This window comes from Serratia sp. 2880STDY5682894 (genome assembly GCF_001537385.1).
GTDB classification, from domain to species: domain Bacteria; phylum Pseudomonadota; class Gammaproteobacteria; order Enterobacterales; family Enterobacteriaceae; genus Serratia; species Serratia nevei.
In genome coordinates this window covers 145,981-164,227 of record NZ_FCJA01000001.1, presented here as the reverse complement: position 1 = coordinate 164,227, position 18,247 = coordinate 145,981, and the positions used below count along the sequence as shown (strand labels likewise).

The 18,247-nt window shown below is 58.3% G+C and carries 10 protein-coding genes; 7 read left to right on the top strand and 3 right to left on the bottom strand.

The features are described 5' to 3' along the window. Positions 1-7: 7 nt before the first annotated feature. The 4 genes from AWX27_RS00700 to AWX27_RS00690 all read left to right on the top strand — a co-directional run bounded on the left by AWX27_RS00700 (position 8) and on the right by AWX27_RS00690 (position 10,130). Positions 8-1,591 (top strand): ABC transporter permease, encoded by a 1,584-nt coding sequence (locus AWX27_RS00700; protein WP_060418773.1) that lies wholly within the window; start codon positions 8-10, stop codon positions 1,589-1,591. Beyond that, positions 1,588-2,625: an ABC transporter ATP-binding protein gene (locus AWX27_RS00695; protein ID WP_060418771.1), complete on the top strand. Its 1,038-nt coding sequence runs from the start codon at positions 1,588-1,590 to the stop codon at positions 2,623-2,625. The genes AWX27_RS00700 and AWX27_RS00695 overlap by 4 nt, the downstream gene beginning before the upstream one ends. Positions 2,626-3,306: 681 nt before the next feature. Further along, on the top strand, positions 3,307-4,908 hold the full coding sequence (locus AWX27_RS24905; RefSeq protein ID WP_139159366.1) for a hypothetical protein: 1,602 nt from the start codon (positions 3,307-3,309) through the stop codon (positions 4,906-4,908). A 71-nt stretch (positions 4,909-4,979) separates the two neighbouring features. Then, complete coding sequence (locus AWX27_RS00690) at positions 4,980-10,130, top strand: RHS repeat-associated core domain-containing protein (protein ID WP_060418769.1); 5,151 nt, start codon at positions 4,980-4,982, stop codon at positions 10,128-10,130. Between the two features lie 227 nt (positions 10,131-10,357). On the opposite strand, the gene AWX27_RS00685 is transcribed toward AWX27_RS00690, so the two are convergent. Beyond that, a complete protein-coding gene (locus AWX27_RS00685) occupies positions 10,358-11,854 on the bottom strand; it encodes an alpha/beta hydrolase (RefSeq protein ID WP_060418767.1) in 1,497 nt (498 codons plus the stop codon). 221 nt (positions 11,855-12,075) lie between these two features. On the opposite strand from AWX27_RS00685, the gene AWX27_RS00680 reads away from it, so the two are divergent. Beyond that, a complete protein-coding gene (locus AWX27_RS00680) occupies positions 12,076-12,324 on the top strand; it encodes a glycine zipper domain-containing protein (protein ID WP_004938127.1) in 249 nt (82 codons plus the stop codon). Positions 12,325-12,563: 239 nt separating this feature from the next. Beyond that, on the top strand, positions 12,564-14,669 hold the full coding sequence (gene fusA / locus AWX27_RS00675) for an elongation factor G (protein ID WP_015377944.1): 2,106 nt from the start codon (positions 12,564-12,566) through the stop codon (positions 14,667-14,669). Positions 14,670-14,696: 27 nt separating this feature from the next. Here the strand turns inward: fusA and AWX27_RS00670 are convergent, their stop codons facing one another. After that, on the bottom strand, positions 14,697-15,665 hold the full coding sequence (locus tag AWX27_RS00670; protein ID WP_060418765.1) for a DMT family transporter: 969 nt from the start codon (positions 15,663-15,665) through the stop codon (positions 14,697-14,699). Between the two features lie 98 nt (positions 15,666-15,763). Further along, the gene (locus AWX27_RS00665) at positions 15,764-16,591 is read right to left on the bottom strand and encodes an AraC family transcriptional regulator (protein WP_060387784.1); all 828 of its coding nucleotides are present in this window, start codon (positions 16,589-16,591) and stop codon (positions 15,764-15,766) included. 196 nt (positions 16,592-16,787) lie between these two features. On the opposite strand from AWX27_RS00665, the gene AWX27_RS00660 reads away from it, so the two are divergent. Further along, the gene (locus AWX27_RS00660) at positions 16,788-18,221 is read left to right on the top strand and encodes an NAD-dependent succinate-semialdehyde dehydrogenase (protein ID WP_060418763.1); all 1,434 of its coding nucleotides are present in this window, start codon (positions 16,788-16,790) and stop codon (positions 18,219-18,221) included. The last annotated feature ends 26 nt before the right edge of the window (positions 18,222-18,247 follow it).

Sequence of the window (18,247 nt, the reverse complement as noted above, 5' to 3'; positions counted from 1 at the left end):
GATCGTTATGTCAAACCTGAGTACCCACGCCGCGCAGACCGCGCGGCGTTATTCTGTTATCCCCCGTCATCAGCGGCCGGGAGCGATCGTAGTGGCCAGCGCCGTGCTGCTGTCGCTGCTGGCGCTGTTGCCGCTGGGATTCGTTATCGGCGTGGCGTTTGAAACCGGCTGGCAAACGGTCAACGCTCTGGTTTTCCGCCCGCGCGTGGCGGAACTGCTGTTGAACACCCTGCTGTTGGTGGTGCTGACGCTGCCGATCTGCGCCGTGCTGGGCGTAGCCCTGGCCTGGTTGACCGAGCGCACCACGCTGCCGGGCCGCCGTCTCTGGGCGGTACTGGCCACCGCGCCGCTGGCGGTGCCGGCCTTTGTGCAAAGCTATGCCTGGATCAGCCTGGTGCCGTCGATGCACGGCCTGGGCGCCGGGGTCTTCATCTCGGTGCTCGCCTATTTCCCGTTTATTTACCTACCGGCCGCCGCCGTGCTGCGCCGTCTGGATCCCGGTATCGAAGACGTCGCCACCTCGCTCGGTTCCCGGCCGCTGACGGTCTTTTTCCGCGTGGTGCTGCCGCAGCTGAAGCTGGCGGTCTGGGGCGGTTCCCTGCTGATCGCATTGCACCTGCTGGCGGAGTATGGCCTGTATGCCATGATACGCTTCGATACCTTCACCACCGCGATCTTCGATCAGTTCCAGTCGACCTTCAACGGCCCGGCGGCCAACATGCTGGCCGGCGTATTGGTGCTGTGCTGCCTCGGTTTACTGCTGCTTGAGGCTCTCAGCCGCGGCCGCGCGCGCTATGCCCGCGTCGGTTCCGGCAGCGCCCGCAGCCAAACGCCGCGTCGCCTTTCGCTGCCGCTCGCCGCGCTGGCGCTGCTGCTGCCGATTTCGCTGACCGCGCTGGCGCTGGGCGTGCCTTTCATTACCCTGGCCCGCTGGCTGTGGCTGGGGGGATTCGAGGTGTGGCGCAACGCCGAGCTGTGGCCTGCGCTGTGGCAAACGCTGTCGCTGTCCGCCGTCGGCGCGTTGCTGATCACGCTGTGCGCCATTCCGATGGCCTGGCTGTCGGTGCGCTATCCGGCCCGGCTGTACCGCGTGCTGGAAGGCTGTAACTACGTGACCAGCTCGCTGCCCGGCATCGTGGTGGCGCTGGCCCTGGTGACCATCACCATTCACAGCTTCCGGCCGATTTACCAAACCGAAATCACCCTGCTGCTGGCGTATTTGCTGATGTTTATGCCGCGGGCGCTGATCAATCTGCGCGCCGGCATCGCACAGGCGCCGGTGGAATTGGAAAACGTGGCGCGCAGCCTCGGTAAATCGCCGGCGCAGGCGCTGTGGAGCACTACGCTGCGGCTGGCGGCGCCGGGTGCCGCAGCGGGCGCGGCGCTGGTGTTCCTGGCGATCGCCAATGAACTGACCGCCACGCTGTTGCTGGCGCCGAACGGCACCCGCACGCTGGCCACCGGATTTTGGGCGCTGACCAGCGAGATAGACTACGTCGCCGCCGCGCCTTATGCGCTGATTATGGTGGCGCTGTCATTGCCGCTCACCTGGCTTCTTTATTCTCAATCTAAACGCACGGCGGGACTATGAGCACGCTCGAACTGCACGGTATCGAAAAATCTTATAACGCCATCAGGGTGCTGGAACACATCGACCTGCAGGTTGCCGCCGGCAGCCGCACGGCGATCGTCGGCCCTTCCGGCTCCGGCAAAACCACCCTGCTGCGCATCATCGCCGGCTTTGAAATTCCTGACGGCGGCCAGATCCTGCTGCAGGGGCAAGCCATGGGCAACGGCGGCGGCTGGGTGCCGGCGCATCTGCGCGGCATCGGCTTCGTCCCGCAGGATGGCGCGCTGTTCCCGCACTTTACCGTCGCCGGCAACATCGGTTTTGGCCTTAAAGGCAGCAAGCGTGAGAAACAGCGGCGCATCGAGGCGCTGATGGAGATGGTGGCGCTGGATCGCCGTCTGGCCGCGCTGTGGCCGCACGAGTTGTCCGGCGGGCAGCAACAACGGGTCGCGCTGGCGCGTGCCCTGTCGCAGCAACCCCGGCTGATGCTGCTGGACGAACCGTTCTCGGCGCTGGATACCGGCCTGCGCGCCGCCACCCGCAAAGCGGTCGCCGAACTGCTGACGGAGGCCAAGGTGGCGTCGATTCTGGTCACCCACGATCAGAGCGAAGCGCTGTCGTTCGCCGATCAGGTAGCGGTGATGCGCAACGGCCGGCTGGCGCAGGTGGGCGCGCCGCAAGATCTCTATCTGCGGCCGGTCGATGAGCCGACCGCCAGCTTCCTTGGCGAAACGCTGGTGTTGACCGCCGAACTGGCGCACGGCTGGGCCGACTGCGCATTGGGGCGCATCGCCGTCGACGATCGGCAACGCAGCGGCCCGGCGCGCATCATGCTGCGCCCGGAGCAGATTCAAATCGGTTTGTCAGATCCGGCGCAGCACGGCCAGGCGGTGATCACCGGCATCGATTTCGCCGGCTTCGTCTCTACGCTCAACCTGCAAATGGCCGCCGGCGGCGCGCAAATCGAGATCAAAACCGTCAGCCGCGAAGGCCTGCAGCCCGGTTCTCAGGTCACTCTCAACGTGATGGGCCAGGCGCATATTTTCGCCGGTTGACATGGCGGGGGGAGCCTCTTGACGCTCCCCTCGCCGCCGAGGCCATTATTCGCCACCACAACCAGACGCTGTCGGGGCCGTTCCTGACGTTGGCATTGGCGGAAGAGATACGATCCTAAGCGAAACGCTAAGTGTAGCGACCTGCATTTATAAATGGGCAAACCTGCATTTACTCCAGATTTTCAGCCCACATTAATTGCAACCAGCGCTGGTCTCAGACCCACAATACCTGCAAATGAACCTGCATTTATCCGCACCGACCCCAGCCATGCGGATTGCAGACCGATAGTGAACGTCACAGGATAGCGTCCATAACACGGTCGTTTCATGGATGAATAGAACGTACCAGGTCCGTTTTTATAATTTAAAAAAAAGAAACCATTGTTATATAAATAGATAGAGACATCCCATTAATGGATACATTTTGAAAACTAAAAACCATTTCCTATGCAATAATTATCTTATTAATTTATATTGATTAGTACATGAGTTTATATGGCTATTTTCCTACGTCCGTAACAAATAATTAAAGCATTAATTTATTTTAAAGCTATTCTATTGAATTAGGTACGCCAAATATACTGCAATTGATTATTTATTTAATAATTTAAACTGCAAGTATGTTGTGCTTTCTGTGGCGAAAAATTATTTTTCCTTTAACGATAATAAAGGGGTGATGCAATGGAAAATAAATCAAATCATGTGAGTGAACTTGTAACGTCCGATGTCTCCACACAGTGGATGGCAGTAAGTAACATCCAAATCAGAACGGATGCGGGTTCAAGTCCCGTGCAAATTTTTGGTAATGGGCTCAATATGATAAAGGTTTATGTCAGCTTTGACCTTTTGAATGGAAACAGCACGTCGGATAAAAACCTCCCGGCCAAAAACACGCCTGACGTTGCCACGCTAAAAAAAGCCACAACGCTTATTGTATACAATGATATAAAACACAATGAATTAAAGAGGTTAACCAGTTGCCCCACTATGGATAACCTTTCCCCTGACGGTTGGAGTGACGGTTGGGCTTATACGGATAAGCCTAATCAATTTCTGGTTGTGTCAAGCGCAGCCAACAATGCGGTGACACCAACCAATCGTGCTCAAGTGATCTATTACGTTCTGTGTAAAAGCCCAAAAATGCTCAGTCTTCAAATAGGCGTTAAGATCACCCCGACGGGACCGGGTGCCAGCAGCTATTATGATGCGCCAAAGGGCATTAGCGAGGCTCCCCTTACCATTATCGCAAACCCCACAGTAACTTATTATCCCGACAATTTTGTCTGCTCGTGGCAACCGGTATCCCATAGCGGCAGCAGCGATACCTGGGACTCGAGCATTGATTCGATCAGTAACTTCTGGCGGCAGTATAACGGCGTCATCAGCATTGATCCTGGAGTAAGCGGTGCGGGAAGTAAGCTTTACTACCAAATTTCATGCCCACCGCAGAAACAATCGAATAATCTTATGTCCCCGTGCAGTACGCGTACCATTAACGGTTATCGTACCGACGCATATGTTTGGCCGTCAACGCAAAAAAATTCGCCACCAAAAGATCGTCCAATTGTTGGCATCTCTCCGTCGGAAACCGACCAGAACGATGTGACTCTCATAAATATTGGCGATGAAAGCGATAAGATAAGAATCAGTCTGATTTTCAGCGTGAACACGGATTATGCCGAGGGACAGCGATGCAGCGCCAACAAAATCACGGTTTATGATGAAAATGGAAATTCCGGCGCGTTTTATCTGAGCCCTGACCTGCCCAATTATGCACAGTTATTAAACGATACATCGTGGTCTCCCTGTAGTGGAAATCAGAATAACGTTATCAATACAAACTATCCCGTAGCAATAGTTAACAACCATTCCGGTAACATGTTTATCTGGAACAACCAGGAGGCGCAAACTCACCAGGACGGATTAAGCAATTACTATAAATGGACACTCTCACCGGTCAAGTCCCCTGGCCGCACGATATTCAGTCTATACAGCACGAATACCGAGAGGTATTTAATGCGGGGCAATAAAAGCGGCAAGGATTTTAAAATGATCCCTTGTGGCAATCTCAATGATAACTGGACGTCATTCAGTTTAAAACCTTTGTGGTCACAACAACTATTTGGGATCGCCACCTACGCGGGAAATATCTATTTAAGAGCGGAAAACGAAACCTCCACACATACGAGGGGTTATTATCATGTCTATGGTGACGGATATTACAGCCCGGAAGATATCCCTAACCTCCCTGCATTACAGTGGTCATTTAAACCTATAAAATAAAATCATCGCCTCCTGCTTGTTGCCGCGGTTTCAACTGAAGGCGCTTATCATTATAAACAGGATAAAATCACATGAGTGACGACTCTGCCTTTTTCACCCAAGCCAGTAACTTTATCAGCGCCGTATCCGGGGGGGTAGATCCGCGTACCGGTCTATACGGCATCAATATTACCCTGGGTCAGTTGGTTGCCAACGATCGCCGGGGGCCGGTCCTGCCTCTGTCGCTCAGTTATTCTCCTCTCAATACCACCGATATCGGTTTCGGCATTGGTTTTGCTCTCGGGCTGTCTTCTTATCACGGTGACGCTCAGTCCGGGTTGCTTACGCTTGCCACCGGTGAACGCTATCAGGTCATTGACGGCGGCATTCAGCAAAAAAAACTCGACAATTTCAGGTTCGATATGTCGGAAGACAACTATCGTATTCTGCATAAAGATGGCAGCGTAGAGCTGCTCGGGCAGATTGGCGGTTTCTGCGTTCCTAGCCAGATATTCACGCCAAGCGGCAACAATATCACGCTACATTGGGATGTCTCCTGCGGCCCGTTACGGCTGAGCAATATTACCGATGAGGCAGGTATATCCTTACTTACCCTGGAATACACGGGAAACTCCGCCGTTCTGCACGTGTTGCCTGATCAGACGGAAGGGTACGACGTTTGGTTAACCCTGGATAATGAATATCACCTGACGGAGCTGTGGTGTAATGGCCTGGGTGAAAAAGATACATCATTAACCTGGAATATTGGCTATGACCTGCTGGAACAAAGTGGAAACAGTTGGGGGCCGTGGGCAACCTCATTGACCTGGCCAGGCGGGCTCAGGGAAAGCGTCACTTACCTTTGCGGTGATAATGCGCAACGCTTTCCGGAAGGGGCTGGCTTCCCCCCGTTGCCGTGTGTCTCAAGCATAACAACGGCGGACATGTCGTTTTCCCAGACGCAGCAATATGATTATTCCGACCACAATTTTCTTGGTTATGGTTCATCTATAGGCTGGGAGGCGCAGCAAGATAATCTCTACAGTGCGGCAAGCGACTATAAATACAGCTCCACCCAGACGTACACCGACGATGCCGGGGTACAAACGACCACCGTTCGAACCTATAACAATTATCACCTGCTCGAATCCCAGGTGACCACACGCAACGACTGCGTTACCGCGCAACTTACGGAATATCATATTGCACAGAACGCGACGTTTGACGTTCAGCCATCAAACTATCAGTTGCCCAAAACCACCACCACCACCTGGACCAGAGGCAGCGGTACATCGGCAAAAACTCGCAGTGAAATCACCAGCACCACATTTGATGACTCGGGGAACCCGCTAAAAAAATCAACAGTATCGAAAGACGGCAGTGGGGTGTGCACGCCCATCGGCACCGACATCGTCTGGACATATTATCCCGCTGGAGGGGAGACGGCGGATGCCGCCGCCGGGACTGGCTGTCCAGCGGAACCAAACGGATTTATACGGTTTATCAAGACAATGACGGCGACGCCCCGACTGACCGGCGGCTACAAGAGCCCCGAGCAGGTCACCACTTATGCTTACGTGGGCATGGAAACGCCGGATGATGCAAAAGAGGCGATTTCTCTGACCATCATGAAGAGCCGCGAAACCCATTGTCGCGGCAAGCAGCTACTGGCGAACTATGACTACTTCTACTCGGACAAACAAGATAAGACCAACGAATTTGGCCGCCTGATTAAGACGGTTGATATCCATTATCCATCAGGAAAGGAGGGGAAGACGTATCAGACCACGAACGGCACGGCCTACACGCTGAATGCGGCGGACAATGCATTAATCCAGACTGACACCCTGTTAACGCATGACGGCCTGAGCCTGACACATCAGCAGAGGCTCTCGCGTTTCACCGGGCGAGTATGGGAAACGGTTGACGCGCTGGGTGTGAAAGATGTGATGGAGTACGACATGCTGGGGCGCATGACCAAGATCATTACGGCGAAAAATACGGATTATGAAAATACGCGAACCTGGGTCTATGATATCAACGCTGACAACAGTACCCCATTCTCCATCACTGCGACGGATGCGAACCATAATCAGGTGCGTACCGGCTACAACGGTGCAGGAAAAATGATGAGCACAGACGTCTGCCTGGCCGACGACCTGAGCCAAAGCTGGAAAACGTTAAAAACGGGAAGCTATGACAGCCTGTTGCGCCCGACCTCAGTGACGAACAGTGACTATCTGCCAATGGGCTCAGGGAATCTGGAGAGTAAAGCAAGCCAAAACCTGTCCAGCACATTGTCCTATGATGACTGGGGGCTGCAACATCACGTTGCGACGTCGCATGACCTGCTGCATTACCGTGTAACGGATCCGATAGCCATGACGATAACTGCCTATACCGTTGGGAAAAACAATGTCCGCAGCGCCACGACGGTCACCCGGTACAATCTTAATCGGGTGGCGGTACAAATTGACGTCTATAACAATACCAAAGATCCGACGGCGCCCGATTTCGCCGTTCAAAGCGCCGACAGTACAACCAGCGCGGAATTCGACGGTCTCAACCAACTGCGTCGGCAAACGGACGAACTGGGCCGCGTAACGGCGTTCGACTATGATCCGTTTGGGCGGATTGCGGCGACAACATTGCCCAAAGTGTATTCCGACAGTATCAGTGCCGGTACGCAAATCATCCGAATTTACAGTGAAGCCTCGCCATCAGCCTGGCTGAGCGACATTCAGGTAGCGGCGGAAAACGAGACTAAGTCGGGTGCGCGGGGAGCACCGGTATCCATGGGTACCCAGGACTTTGACGGTTTAGGCCGGGTGACAAGCCGCACATCTGGCGGCCGGACCTGGACGGCCAGCTACAGCGCAGGAACCAAGCTTAAAGAGGGTGCCATATCGCCCGGTAGCCTGCACGGTCCGGACAGTTTGACCTCGCCAAACAACAACAGGGTCAACTACGGCTATATTGCGGCGCTGGGCGGCAAGCTGGCCTTTGCGCAGAGTGCCGCACTCCCGCAGCGTAAAGAATTTACCTATGATCGTGCAACGGGCAAGCTGAAAACCGCGAAAGTCAAGAATGGCAGTCAGGTGGAAAACAGCATTACTAACACCTATACGCCGTCGGGCCGCTTATCCGCTGAGCTTTTTTCTCAGGCAACAGTGGCGGCGAAGTACACCTATACGGCGGCCGGTGAAGTCACGAGCTACATCGACGTTACGAAAATAGTTCAGTCGGTAACGAGTTACGACGGTTTTGGCCGTCAGACGGGGGTCAGCGATAAAGATGTGATGATAACGCTTGGGTATGACGAATTAGATCGACCGAATCAGTGGGTGAGTAAGGATCTGTCCACCGAAGCGACGCTGACGACGACGGTGCAGTGGGATAATTTGGGCCGAGAAAAACTGCGTACGGTAACCAGTAACCAAAGTGCCCATAGCTGGACGCTGGAGTCTGAATGGTACTCCAATGCTCAGGTTAAAACGAAAATGCTAAAACGCGGCGGACAAGCAGTACGTACGGAAAACTATAGTTATGATCCGCGCAACCGCCTCACGAACTACAGCGCCAGTGGCAGCGAGTTGCCGCAAGATGAGCAAGGCAACCAGATAACGTCACAGTCATTCAGCTATGATGCCTACGGCAATATTACCTCGGTGCAGAGTACGTTTGCGGATGGTAGCAAGGATACACTGGCTTGCACCTATAACAACCCCGCTGACCCTTGCCAACTGACCCAGGCGACGCATACACATCCAAGCTATGAAACCACCATCCCGATGAAATATGACCTGAATGGCATGCTGACGGATGATGGCATGGGGGCATCCGCGAGGACATTGAACTATTACTCATCCGTCCAGGAAGGGCGTTTATCCAGCGCAACGCGCAAGCTCAAAGATGCCTCATCGCAAAGCACGGTTTATCAATATGACGCCATGGGCCGGCTGATACAGCAGGACGAAACAGCGCTGCACTACCGTGGAACAACGCTGGTGAATCAGCAGAAAGCAGGAGATGAGGTTCGGCTGATAACGGGGCCGGGCGGCAATCTGGCGCAGATCCGCACCGGCGTTAACCCCGGAGTCTGGCTGACGGGAACGGATGCCAATGGCTCGGTGCTGAGCATAGAGCAGGATGCCCGGCAAGACCAGGGAACGTACGATCCGTACGGCCAGAGCATCAATAATCCCGGCGGCAGCGTGCTGGGGTATAACGGTGAACGTCAGGACGAGATTCTTGGCGGTTACCATTTGGGCAACGGTTACCGCCTGTACAACCCTTACCTGAAACGTTTTTCCTCTCCTGACAGCCTGAGCCCGTTTGGGAAAGGAGGGATTAATCCCTATGCCTATTGTGAGGGCGACCCCATCAACCACACCGACCCGACAGGTCATCACGTACGCTGGCAAGCCATTGTCGGTGGCGTGGCATCCGTTATCGGATTGGGGCTGGCCGCAACCTTTGGCGGACCGCTGGCGGTAGCGGGAGCATTGCTCGCCGTGACGTCCGCTGGAACCAATATTGCCAGTCAGGCGGAAAGCAATTCGCATCCCGAAACCAGTCGTATTCTGGGCTGGGTATCGCTGGGAACCGGCGCGGCGTCCGCCGCCGTTGGTGTGGGGGCGGCGGTGCAGGATGTGGGCGGTTCAATGGAGAGGACATTGACGGACAATCCCAGAACAAGAGGTCGCATCGAAGGCGGAGTCGCGGAGGAGCATGTTAATATAGATTACCATTCTGGTTCTGAAGAGAATCCAAGAGCGTGGGACGATTCCATTCGTAATGAGAATGGGACCTATCTTATGGCGAGTAACCGTGTAATAAATGCCGATTATGTGAAAGATGCTGTCAACTTTGTATCTAAGGCCAATGATAAAGATATAGTAATTCTATCTGGAAGCCATGGTACTTCTCGAGGCGTTAACTGGGAAGGCTCTTACAGGCGCGATAGTCTTATTGTGCGCCAATTTGGTCGCGAGGATCGTTCCCTCAGTCTAGGGAACTCGAGGGTATCTGTCAGAAACCTTTCGAGAATATCAACAAGTGAGTACTCTCGTATAGTAAACAGTACAGATAAAAATGTTATTTTAGGCTACTGTTTCAGCCGCAACGATGTTGTTCTGAGGGATGCCAGAAACTTACGCCCGGTGACTTCTTGGTATGTGGGGAGAAGGCAATTTGATGATTATTTGACCGACACTGGTCAAGTCTGGCACGAGTTCATTTAGGGAGATCATCACAATGACTCCCTAGACCTATATACCGGTGTTCCGACGGATAACGTCGTGGCCACGAGCTGGTTTACCAGTTCTGATTTAACACCACCCGTCACACAAACCGGTCACCTGCTGACCGGTTTTTTCGGTTAAAAAAAGACGATCGTATTCTGGCGGCGGGTTTGCCCATTTATAAATGCAGGTCGCTACAGCCAAGGCCGGGCTTCCGCCCGGCCTCCTCAACGGCAAGTCTTGTCGTGACGCGGCTTTTTCGGCGCCAGCAGATAATCCACCACGCTTTCGTCAACGCAGCTGTCGATGCCGTTCAGCACCAGCGTATGCCCGTCGCGTTCGCGGGTGATCAGCGGGCTTTTAAAGGCGGCGGCCATCACCTGCGCGTTGCGGTACGGCGTGGTCGGATCGTAGCGCTGCGCGACGAACAGCAGCGGCGGCAACGCGGCAGACGCCACCGGTGTGTGCGGCCGATCTTTGCCGCGGTACGGCCACAGATCGCACATTTCCAGCGGGTATTCGTGCAGCGGCAGATAGTGGGCATACATAGCGGCGGTATTGATCTCCTGCCGCTGCCGGCGCAACAGCTGCGTATCGGCCGTCGGGTTGGCGACGTCGGCACAGGTGATGACGTTCAGGGCGTCATCGGCATCCGGCGAATAGCTTTCGTCGATCAGATCGGAAACCTGCTGCCCGGCGATCCCGGCATCGAGCTGGCGCAGCACGGTCGCCAGCTCGTGCCAGCGCTCCGGCCACAGCAGCAGCGAACGCGTGACCGTCAGCACGTCGTCGGCGGAGATTTCATACCCCGCCGCGGTGACGAACGGCTGCTCATGCAGCTTACGCAGCAAGGCATGATAACGCTGCAGCGCCTGATTGGCGCCGCCGCCCAGCTGGCAACTGTCGGTTTTGCCGCAGTAGGCAGCGAAGCGCAGGAAGCTTTGCTGGAAGCCCCGCTCCTGGTTCAGCCGCTGGGTGAAATCGTCTTCCGCCAGATCCACCACCCCGTCGAGCACCAGCGCGCGCGTTTTCTTCGGAAAACGTTCGGCATACAGCGCCGCCACCTTGGTGCCGTAAGAGTACGCCATCGCCGTCAGCCCCGGTTCGCCCAGCGCGTGGCGGATCGCGTTCAGATCGTTGACCGCTTCGTCGGTGCCGATATGTTGCAGCACGTCCGCGCCGGTCTGTTTGATGCAGGCGGCAATCAGGGTGCGCGTCTGGTTCTCCGCACCGGCCACGTCGTTGTCGTCCGGTGACGGGGTTTCGTCGCCTTCGGCCACCTGACAGGAGATTTTCGGCGTCGATTGGCCGACGCCGCGCGGATCGTAACCGATGATATCGTAGGATTTACGCAGCCTGGCGACGTGACCATCATTGCCCAAATAAGGATTGATGCCCGGCAGGCCCGGCCCGCCGCTGATCATCACCACGCTGCCCTTTTTCGGCCCGGTGGCGGGCAGCAGGGTCAGCGCCAAACGCACGGTCTGTTCGCCCGCCTGCGCCGCATGAGCGGGCGGCGTGGCGTAGGCTAACGGCACCTCAAGGTAACCGCAGCGCAGCCCCGGCGGTGGCGGCTCATCGAACCAGCGCTGAAAACCGCTGTTGAGACATGATTGCCAACGAATGCCGTTCTCGGTCGCGGCACCGTGGAGCACAGGCTTGGCCTGGGCGGGCAACGCGGCGGCGGTCGCGGCGAGCAGCGCCAGAATACGCAGTACTGACATGGGGAGTCCTTTCAACTCAACGAATCGGTCAAAGGTTAACGATACCCGGTTAAACAGCTAGCCAATAGAACACAAAAAGCCGTGCGGGTGAAGCCGTCACCGCGCGCCCGGCAAGATTTTTCTCTGCTCGGATTGCTCTTATAACGCACAGAATGCTGCAAAAAACGGCGTCTACCTGCTAGGCTTAGGATTCGTTAACCCACAAGGATCAGGAGAGCAGCATGTTTGGTAAAGCGGAAGACAAAGCCAATGAAGCCGCAGGCGCGGTAGAAGAAGCGTTCGGCAAAGCCGTGGATTCGCCGGAGCATCAGGTGCGCGGCGCGGCGCGCAAATACGCCTCCCAGGCCAGCTATGCCGCCCGAGACGCAGCGGACAGCGTAAGAACCCAGGTGGAAGCCAACCCGCTGGCCGGCGTGGCCGTTGCGGCGGCGGTCGGCATCGTTTTCGGCTTCTTGCTGGGACGCAAATAAGCGGCGAATGCGCCGCTCGACAACAGGCCCGTTACGGGCCTTTTTTTTCGCCCTTTTCTCCCCCTGCGCGCAAACTTTCATCTATCACAGCCATCGCTTAAAAAAACCAACGCCTTCAACTACGATTAGTTTGTGACCAGAGCGAGGCTCTGCGATCCGGCAGATAACCCTCTGAGGATTATCACCATTATCCATGCTGTTTAAGCCGCTCTCCTTCACGCGGCTAAGAAAGGTTGATTATGGCTCGCACCACCCCTATCGAACGTTACCGCAACATCGGCATCTCCGCGCATATCGATGCCGGCAAGACCACCACCACCGAGCGGATTCTGTTTTACACCGGGGTCAGCCACAAGCTGGGTGAAGTGCATGACGGCGCGGCGACCATGGACTGGATGGCGCAGGAACAGGAGCGCGGCATCACCATCACCTCGGCGGCCACCACCTGCTTTTGGAACGGCATGCAGCATAATTATCCGCAGCACCGCATCAATATCATCGACACCCCCGGGCACGTCGATTTCACCATTGAAGTGGAGCGCTCGATGCGCGTGCTGGACGGCGCCGTGATGGTCTATGACTCGGTGGGCGGCGTGCAGCCGCAGTCGGAAACCGTTTGGCGCCAGGCCAACAAATACAAGGTGCCGCGGCTGGCGTTCGTCAACAAAATGGACCGCATCGGCGCGGACTTTTTCCGCGTGCGCAAAATGATGATCGAGCGCCTGAAAGCCAACCCGGTGCCGATCGTTATCCCTATCGGCGCCGAAGACCACTTCAGCGGCGTGGTGGATCTGGTGCGGATGAAGGCCATCCTGTGGGACGAAGCCTCGCAGGGCATGAACTTCAGCTTCGAAGAGATCCCGGCCGAGCTGCGCGATTCGGCGCAGGAGTGGCGCGAAAACATGATTGAGGCCGCCGCCGAAGCCTCGGAAGAGCTTATGGAGAAATACCTCAACCAGGTACCGCTGAGCGAAGAGGAGATCGTCCACGGGCTGCGGGTGCGTACCGTCGCCGGCGAAATCCAGCCGATGCTGTGCGGATCGGCGTTCCGCAACAAAGGGGTGCAGCGCATGCTGGATGCGGTAATTGAACTGATGCCCTCGCCGCTCGACGTGCCGCCGATGGAGGGCCACGGCGAACACGATGAAATCATCACCCGCAAAGCCGACGACAACGAAAAATTCTCGGCGCTGGCGTTCAAGCTGATGACCGACCCGTTCGTCGGCCAGCTGACCTTCGTGCGCGTCTACTCCGGGGTGCTGGCCAAAGGCAGCAGCGTTTACAATCCGATCAAGGGCAAAAAGGAGCGCATCGGCCGCATCGTGCAGATGCACGCCAACGATCGTAAGGACATCGACGAGCTGCACGCCGGCGACATCGCCGCCTGCGTCGGCCTGAAGGACGTCACCACGGGCGATACGCTGTGCGACCCCGGCGCCATCATCACGCTGGAACGCATGACCTTCCCCGAGCCGGTGATCGCCCAGGCGATCGAGCCGAAGACCAAGGGCGACCAGGAGAAAATGGGCATCGCGCTGCAGCGCCTCTCTTCGGAAGATCCGTCGTTCCGCGTGCGCACCGATGAAGAATCCGGCCAAACCATCATCTACGGCATGGGCGAGCTGCACCTGGAGATCATCGTCGATCGCATGCGCCGCGAATTCGGGGTGGAGACCACCACCGGCAAGCCGCAGGTGTCGTACCGCGAAACCATCCGCAAGCGGGTGGCCGACGTGGAAGGCAAGTTCGTGCGCCAGTCCGGCGGTAAAGGGCAATACGGCCACGTGGTGCTGACCGTCGAACCCAACGAACCCGGCAAAGGCTTCGAATTCTTCGATGAGATCAAGGGCGGCGTCATTCCGGGCGAATTTATCCCGGCGGTGAAAAAAGGCGTGCTCGAGGCGCTGAACAACGGCGTGCTGGCCGGTTATCAGGTGGTGGACGTCAAGGTGCACCTGACCTTCGGTTCTTACCATGACGTCGACTCGTCGGAACAGGCGTTCCGCATGGCGGCGATTTTCGGCTTCAAGGAAGCCTGCCGCCTGGCGGATCCGGTGATCCTTGAGCCGATCATGTCGGTGGAGGTGGAAACGCCGGAAGATTATGCCGGCAACGTGATGGGCGACCTCTCCTCACGCCGCGGCCTGGTGCAGGGCATGGAAGAGATACCGGGCGGCGGCGGCAAGGAAATTCGTGCCAAGGTGCCGCTGTCCGAGATGTTCGGCTACTCGACGACCCTGCGTTCGATGTCGCAGGGCCGCGCCACCTACACCATGGAATTCAGCCACTACGCCGAAGCGCCGCGCAACGTGGCCGAAGAGATCATTCACCACAGCAAGCGTTAACCCTCGCGCCCGCCTTCGCGGCGGGCGTCACCCCTGCTTGTCCTCCAGCGCCACCACCACCGGCTGCGGCTTGATGCGCATGGCGTACACCACGCCGGCGATCAGGCAGACGATGCCGGCCAGCGTCAGCAGCGGCGGCCAGGCCTGGCGCAGCAGAAAGGTATAGGCCAACCCCGCCAGAATTTCGAACACGATGAGCGGCCCCACCAATACCGTCGGCAGGCGCTGGCTGGCTTCGTTCCAGCATAGCGCCCCCAGCCAGGAGCAGAACACGCCGATGACCAGCATCAGCGGGATAAACACCTCAGGGCGCGGGCCGAACGGCAAGGCGAACGCCGGTTCGCTCAGCGCCAATTGGCCGCAGACCGCCAGATAGCCCAGCAGCGCCAGCGGCAGCGTCACCAGCCCTTGCGCCGTGGCCCAGGTAGCCGGCCGCTGCGTCGGGTTCTCCCGCAGCCAGCGCGAGTTGCGCAGCGGGAACCAGGTCCAGCACGCCACCGCCAACACGGCCAGCCCCAGGCCGCTGAGATAACGCCAGCCGTCGATCGGCAGCGCGTTGCCGCGCAGCTCGGCGACGTTCACGCACGCTAACCCGCAGACGATCAGCAGCAGTGCCGGCGCCAGCTTGCCCCAGGCCAGCCGCCCGTCGTGGCGGCCGTAAAACAGATTGGCGCAGATGGCGATCACCACCGGCAAGGTGCCGATGATCATGGTCGATACCGGTGCGCCGGTACGCTGAATGGCGCTGGCCAGGCACAGGTAGTACAGCAGGTTACCGATAGCCGTCAGCTTGAGCGCCTCCAGCCAATCCTGGCGCCGCAGCTTGCGCAGGCGGCGGCGATCGAACCACGCCAGCGGCAAGGTGATCAGCCCGAAGGCCAGATAGCGCCCGGTGGACTGCAGCGCGGCGGGATAATCCGGCACCAGCAGCGGGCCGACGAAGATCAATCCCCACATCAGCCCGGCGGCCAGGGCAAACACAACGCCAATGAACATAACGACTCCGACAAACGGCCGGTGCGGCCAACCCGCCCGACAAGACAGCGGCAGAGTAGCGAAAACGCGGGAAGGAATTATTGTAGCAGGTTGCTGTTTTAGCCCAATTTCACCTGTTTCTGGAAACGCACTGGCGTGACGCCGTAACGATTGGCGAAGGCGCGCGTCAGGTGTGCCTGATCGGTCAGCCCCGCCGCCGCCGCCACCTGTGCGGCGGGCATGCCGCGCTCCAGCATGCGTTTGGCCTGCGACAGCCGGATCGCCATCAGCATCTGCTGCGGCGAAACGTGGTATTCGGCCTTGAACTTGCGCAGAAAATGGTACGGGCTGAGCGACACCAGCTCGGCCAGCTGATTGAGGGTCACCGCCTCGGCGAAGTTGTCGTGCAGGTAGCTTTTCACCACCTCAAAACGGTGCGCCGCCTCGGCTTTTTCCCGCTGCCCGGTGCGAATGTGCGGGTGCAACAGCTCGACCGCCTCCAACAGCAGGCCGTCCAGCGTGAGCGGATCGTCGGTTTGCCACAGCGTGGCGAGAATGGCGGACAGGCGCTGCGCCGCCCGCGGATCGTGGCGCACCGCATCGGTGAACCACTGGCTCCTATCGCCGGACAGCTGCTCCAGCGCCTCGGGCGCCAGATAGAGCATGCGGTAACACCAGCCGCCCGGCGTTTCGGCTTCGCCGGTATGCAGCTCATCGGGGTTCATCAGCACCAGCGCGCCCGGCGCCGCCAGATGCTGCGCGCCGCGATAGCGGAAACGCTCCGCTCCGGTGTCTACGGTGCCGATAGCGAAGGCATCGTGGGTATGCGGCTCGAAGGCATAGCGTTCGATATGCGCCTGATAAAGTTCGACGCCCGGCAGATGCGACAAATGCCGGAACTGCGCGCAATCCTTCTCGAACGGAAACTGTTGTGGTACCCCTTGCACCCGACCTCCTCGTCCGTGCTGACAATCTGCTCAGCATAGCCAAAACATCGCCGGTTGAGTAGCCGCCCTGGCGCTTTCGTGCCCCTCGCCTGGACGATCGCCGCCATTCGGCGTAGGGTTAAGGTCCCTGTCCCTTTCAGGCGTGCCGCATCGCGAAGCTCATCGGCCCCTGACACTCCGCAAACAAGAGGCAACAATGTATCCGGATACTCAACTGTATATCGATGGACAATGGCGCAACGCGCTGGCCGGGAAAACCCTGCCGGTCACCAACCCCGCCACCGACGAGATAATCGGTCAAGTGGCGCACGCCGCCACAGAGGATCTCGATCTGGCGCTGGCCGCCACCGAGCGCGGATTTAACGTCTGGCGCGACACCGCCGCGCACCAGCGCGCCAACCTGATGCGCAAAGCGGCGGCGCTGCTGCGCGAACGCGCCAATGCCATCGCCGCCGTCATGACGCAGGAACAGGGCAAACCGGTGGCGCAGGCCAAAATCGAAATTCTCAACGCCGCCGACGTCATCGACTGGTTCGCCGGCGAAGCTACCCGCACCTACGGGCAAATCATTCCGTCCCGCGCCCGCGACGTGCAGCAGCAAACCCTCAAGCTGCCGGTCGGCCCGGTGGCCGCCTTCACGCCGTGGAACTTCCCGATCAACCAGATCGTGCGCAAGCTGTCCGCCGCGCTGGCGGCGGGGTGTTCCATCATCGTCAAAGGCCCGGAAGAAACGCCGGCCTCGCCGGCTGAGCTGATCAAAGCCTTCGCCGACGCCGGGATCCCGGCCGGGGTGATCGCGCTGGTGTACGGCACCCCGGCGGAAATCTCGGAATACCTGATCCCGCATCCGACCATTCGCAAGATCTCCTTCACCGGCTCCACCCGCGTGGGCAAGCATCTGGCGGCGCTGGCCGGCCAGCATATGAAAAAGGCCACCATGGAGCTGGGCGGCCACGCGCCGGTGTTGATCTTCGACGACGCCGATCTCGACGCGGCGGCCAAAGAGCTGGCGCAGTCCAAGTTCCGCAACGCCGGCCAGGTCTGTATCGCCCCGACCCGCTTCCTGATCCAGCAAGGCGTTTATGAAGCCTTCGTGGAGAAATTCACCGCCGCCGTGCGTGAGCTCAAGCTCGGCAACGGGCTGGAAGACGGCGTGACCATGGGGCCGATGGTGCTGGGCCGCAGCGTCGACAATATCGAGGCGCTGGTGCAGGATGCCGTCGCCCACGGGGCAAAAGCCAGCACCGGCGGCAAGCGCGTGGCGGGCAAAGGCAACTTCTTCGAGCCGACGGTGCTGCGCGACGTGCCGCTGAGCGCGCGCGCCATGTCAGAAGAGCCGTTTGGCCCGGTCGCCCTGCTGCGCCCGTTCGCCACCTATGACGAGGCGATCGCCGAAGCCAACCGCCTGCCGTACGGGCTGGCCGCCTACGCTTACAGCCGCAACATCGCCACCGTCAATGCGCTGGGGCGCGACGTGGAGAGCGGCATGCTGAGCATCAACCACATCGGTTTCGGCCTGCCGGAAACGCCGTTTGGCGGCGTGAAAGACTCCGGTCACGGCACCGAAGGCGGCAGCGAAGCGATCGAGTCCTACCTGGAAACCCGCTTCGTCACCGTCGCCGGCCGTTAATCGCGCGTCGGATGAATAGCCAAAAG

Coding starts and splice junctions, on each gene's coding strand:
- AWX27_RS00700 (WP_060418773.1), top strand. CDS start 8: ATGTCAAACCTGAGTACCCACGCCGCGCAGACCGCGCGGCGTTATTCT.
- AWX27_RS00660 (WP_060418763.1), top strand. CDS start 16,788: ATGTATCCGGATACTCAACTGTATATCGATGGACAATGGCGCAACGCG.
- AWX27_RS00690 (WP_060418769.1), top strand. CDS start 4,980: ATGAGTGACGACTCTGCCTTTTTCACCCAAGCCAGTAACTTTATCAGC.
- AWX27_RS00685 (WP_060418767.1), bottom strand. CDS start 11,854: ATGTCAGTACTGCGTATTCTGGCGCTGCTCGCCGCGACCGCCGCCGCG.
- AWX27_RS00680 (WP_004938127.1), top strand. CDS start 12,076: ATGTTTGGTAAAGCGGAAGACAAAGCCAATGAAGCCGCAGGCGCGGTA.
- AWX27_RS00695 (WP_060418771.1), top strand. CDS start 1,588: ATGAGCACGCTCGAACTGCACGGTATCGAAAAATCTTATAACGCCATC.
- AWX27_RS00670 (WP_060418765.1), bottom strand. CDS start 15,665: ATGTTCATTGGCGTTGTGTTTGCCCTGGCCGCCGGGCTGATGTGGGGA.
- AWX27_RS24905 (WP_139159366.1), top strand. CDS start 3,307: ATGGAAAATAAATCAAATCATGTGAGTGAACTTGTAACGTCCGATGTC.
- fusA (WP_015377944.1), top strand. CDS start 12,564: ATGGCTCGCACCACCCCTATCGAACGTTACCGCAACATCGGCATCTCC.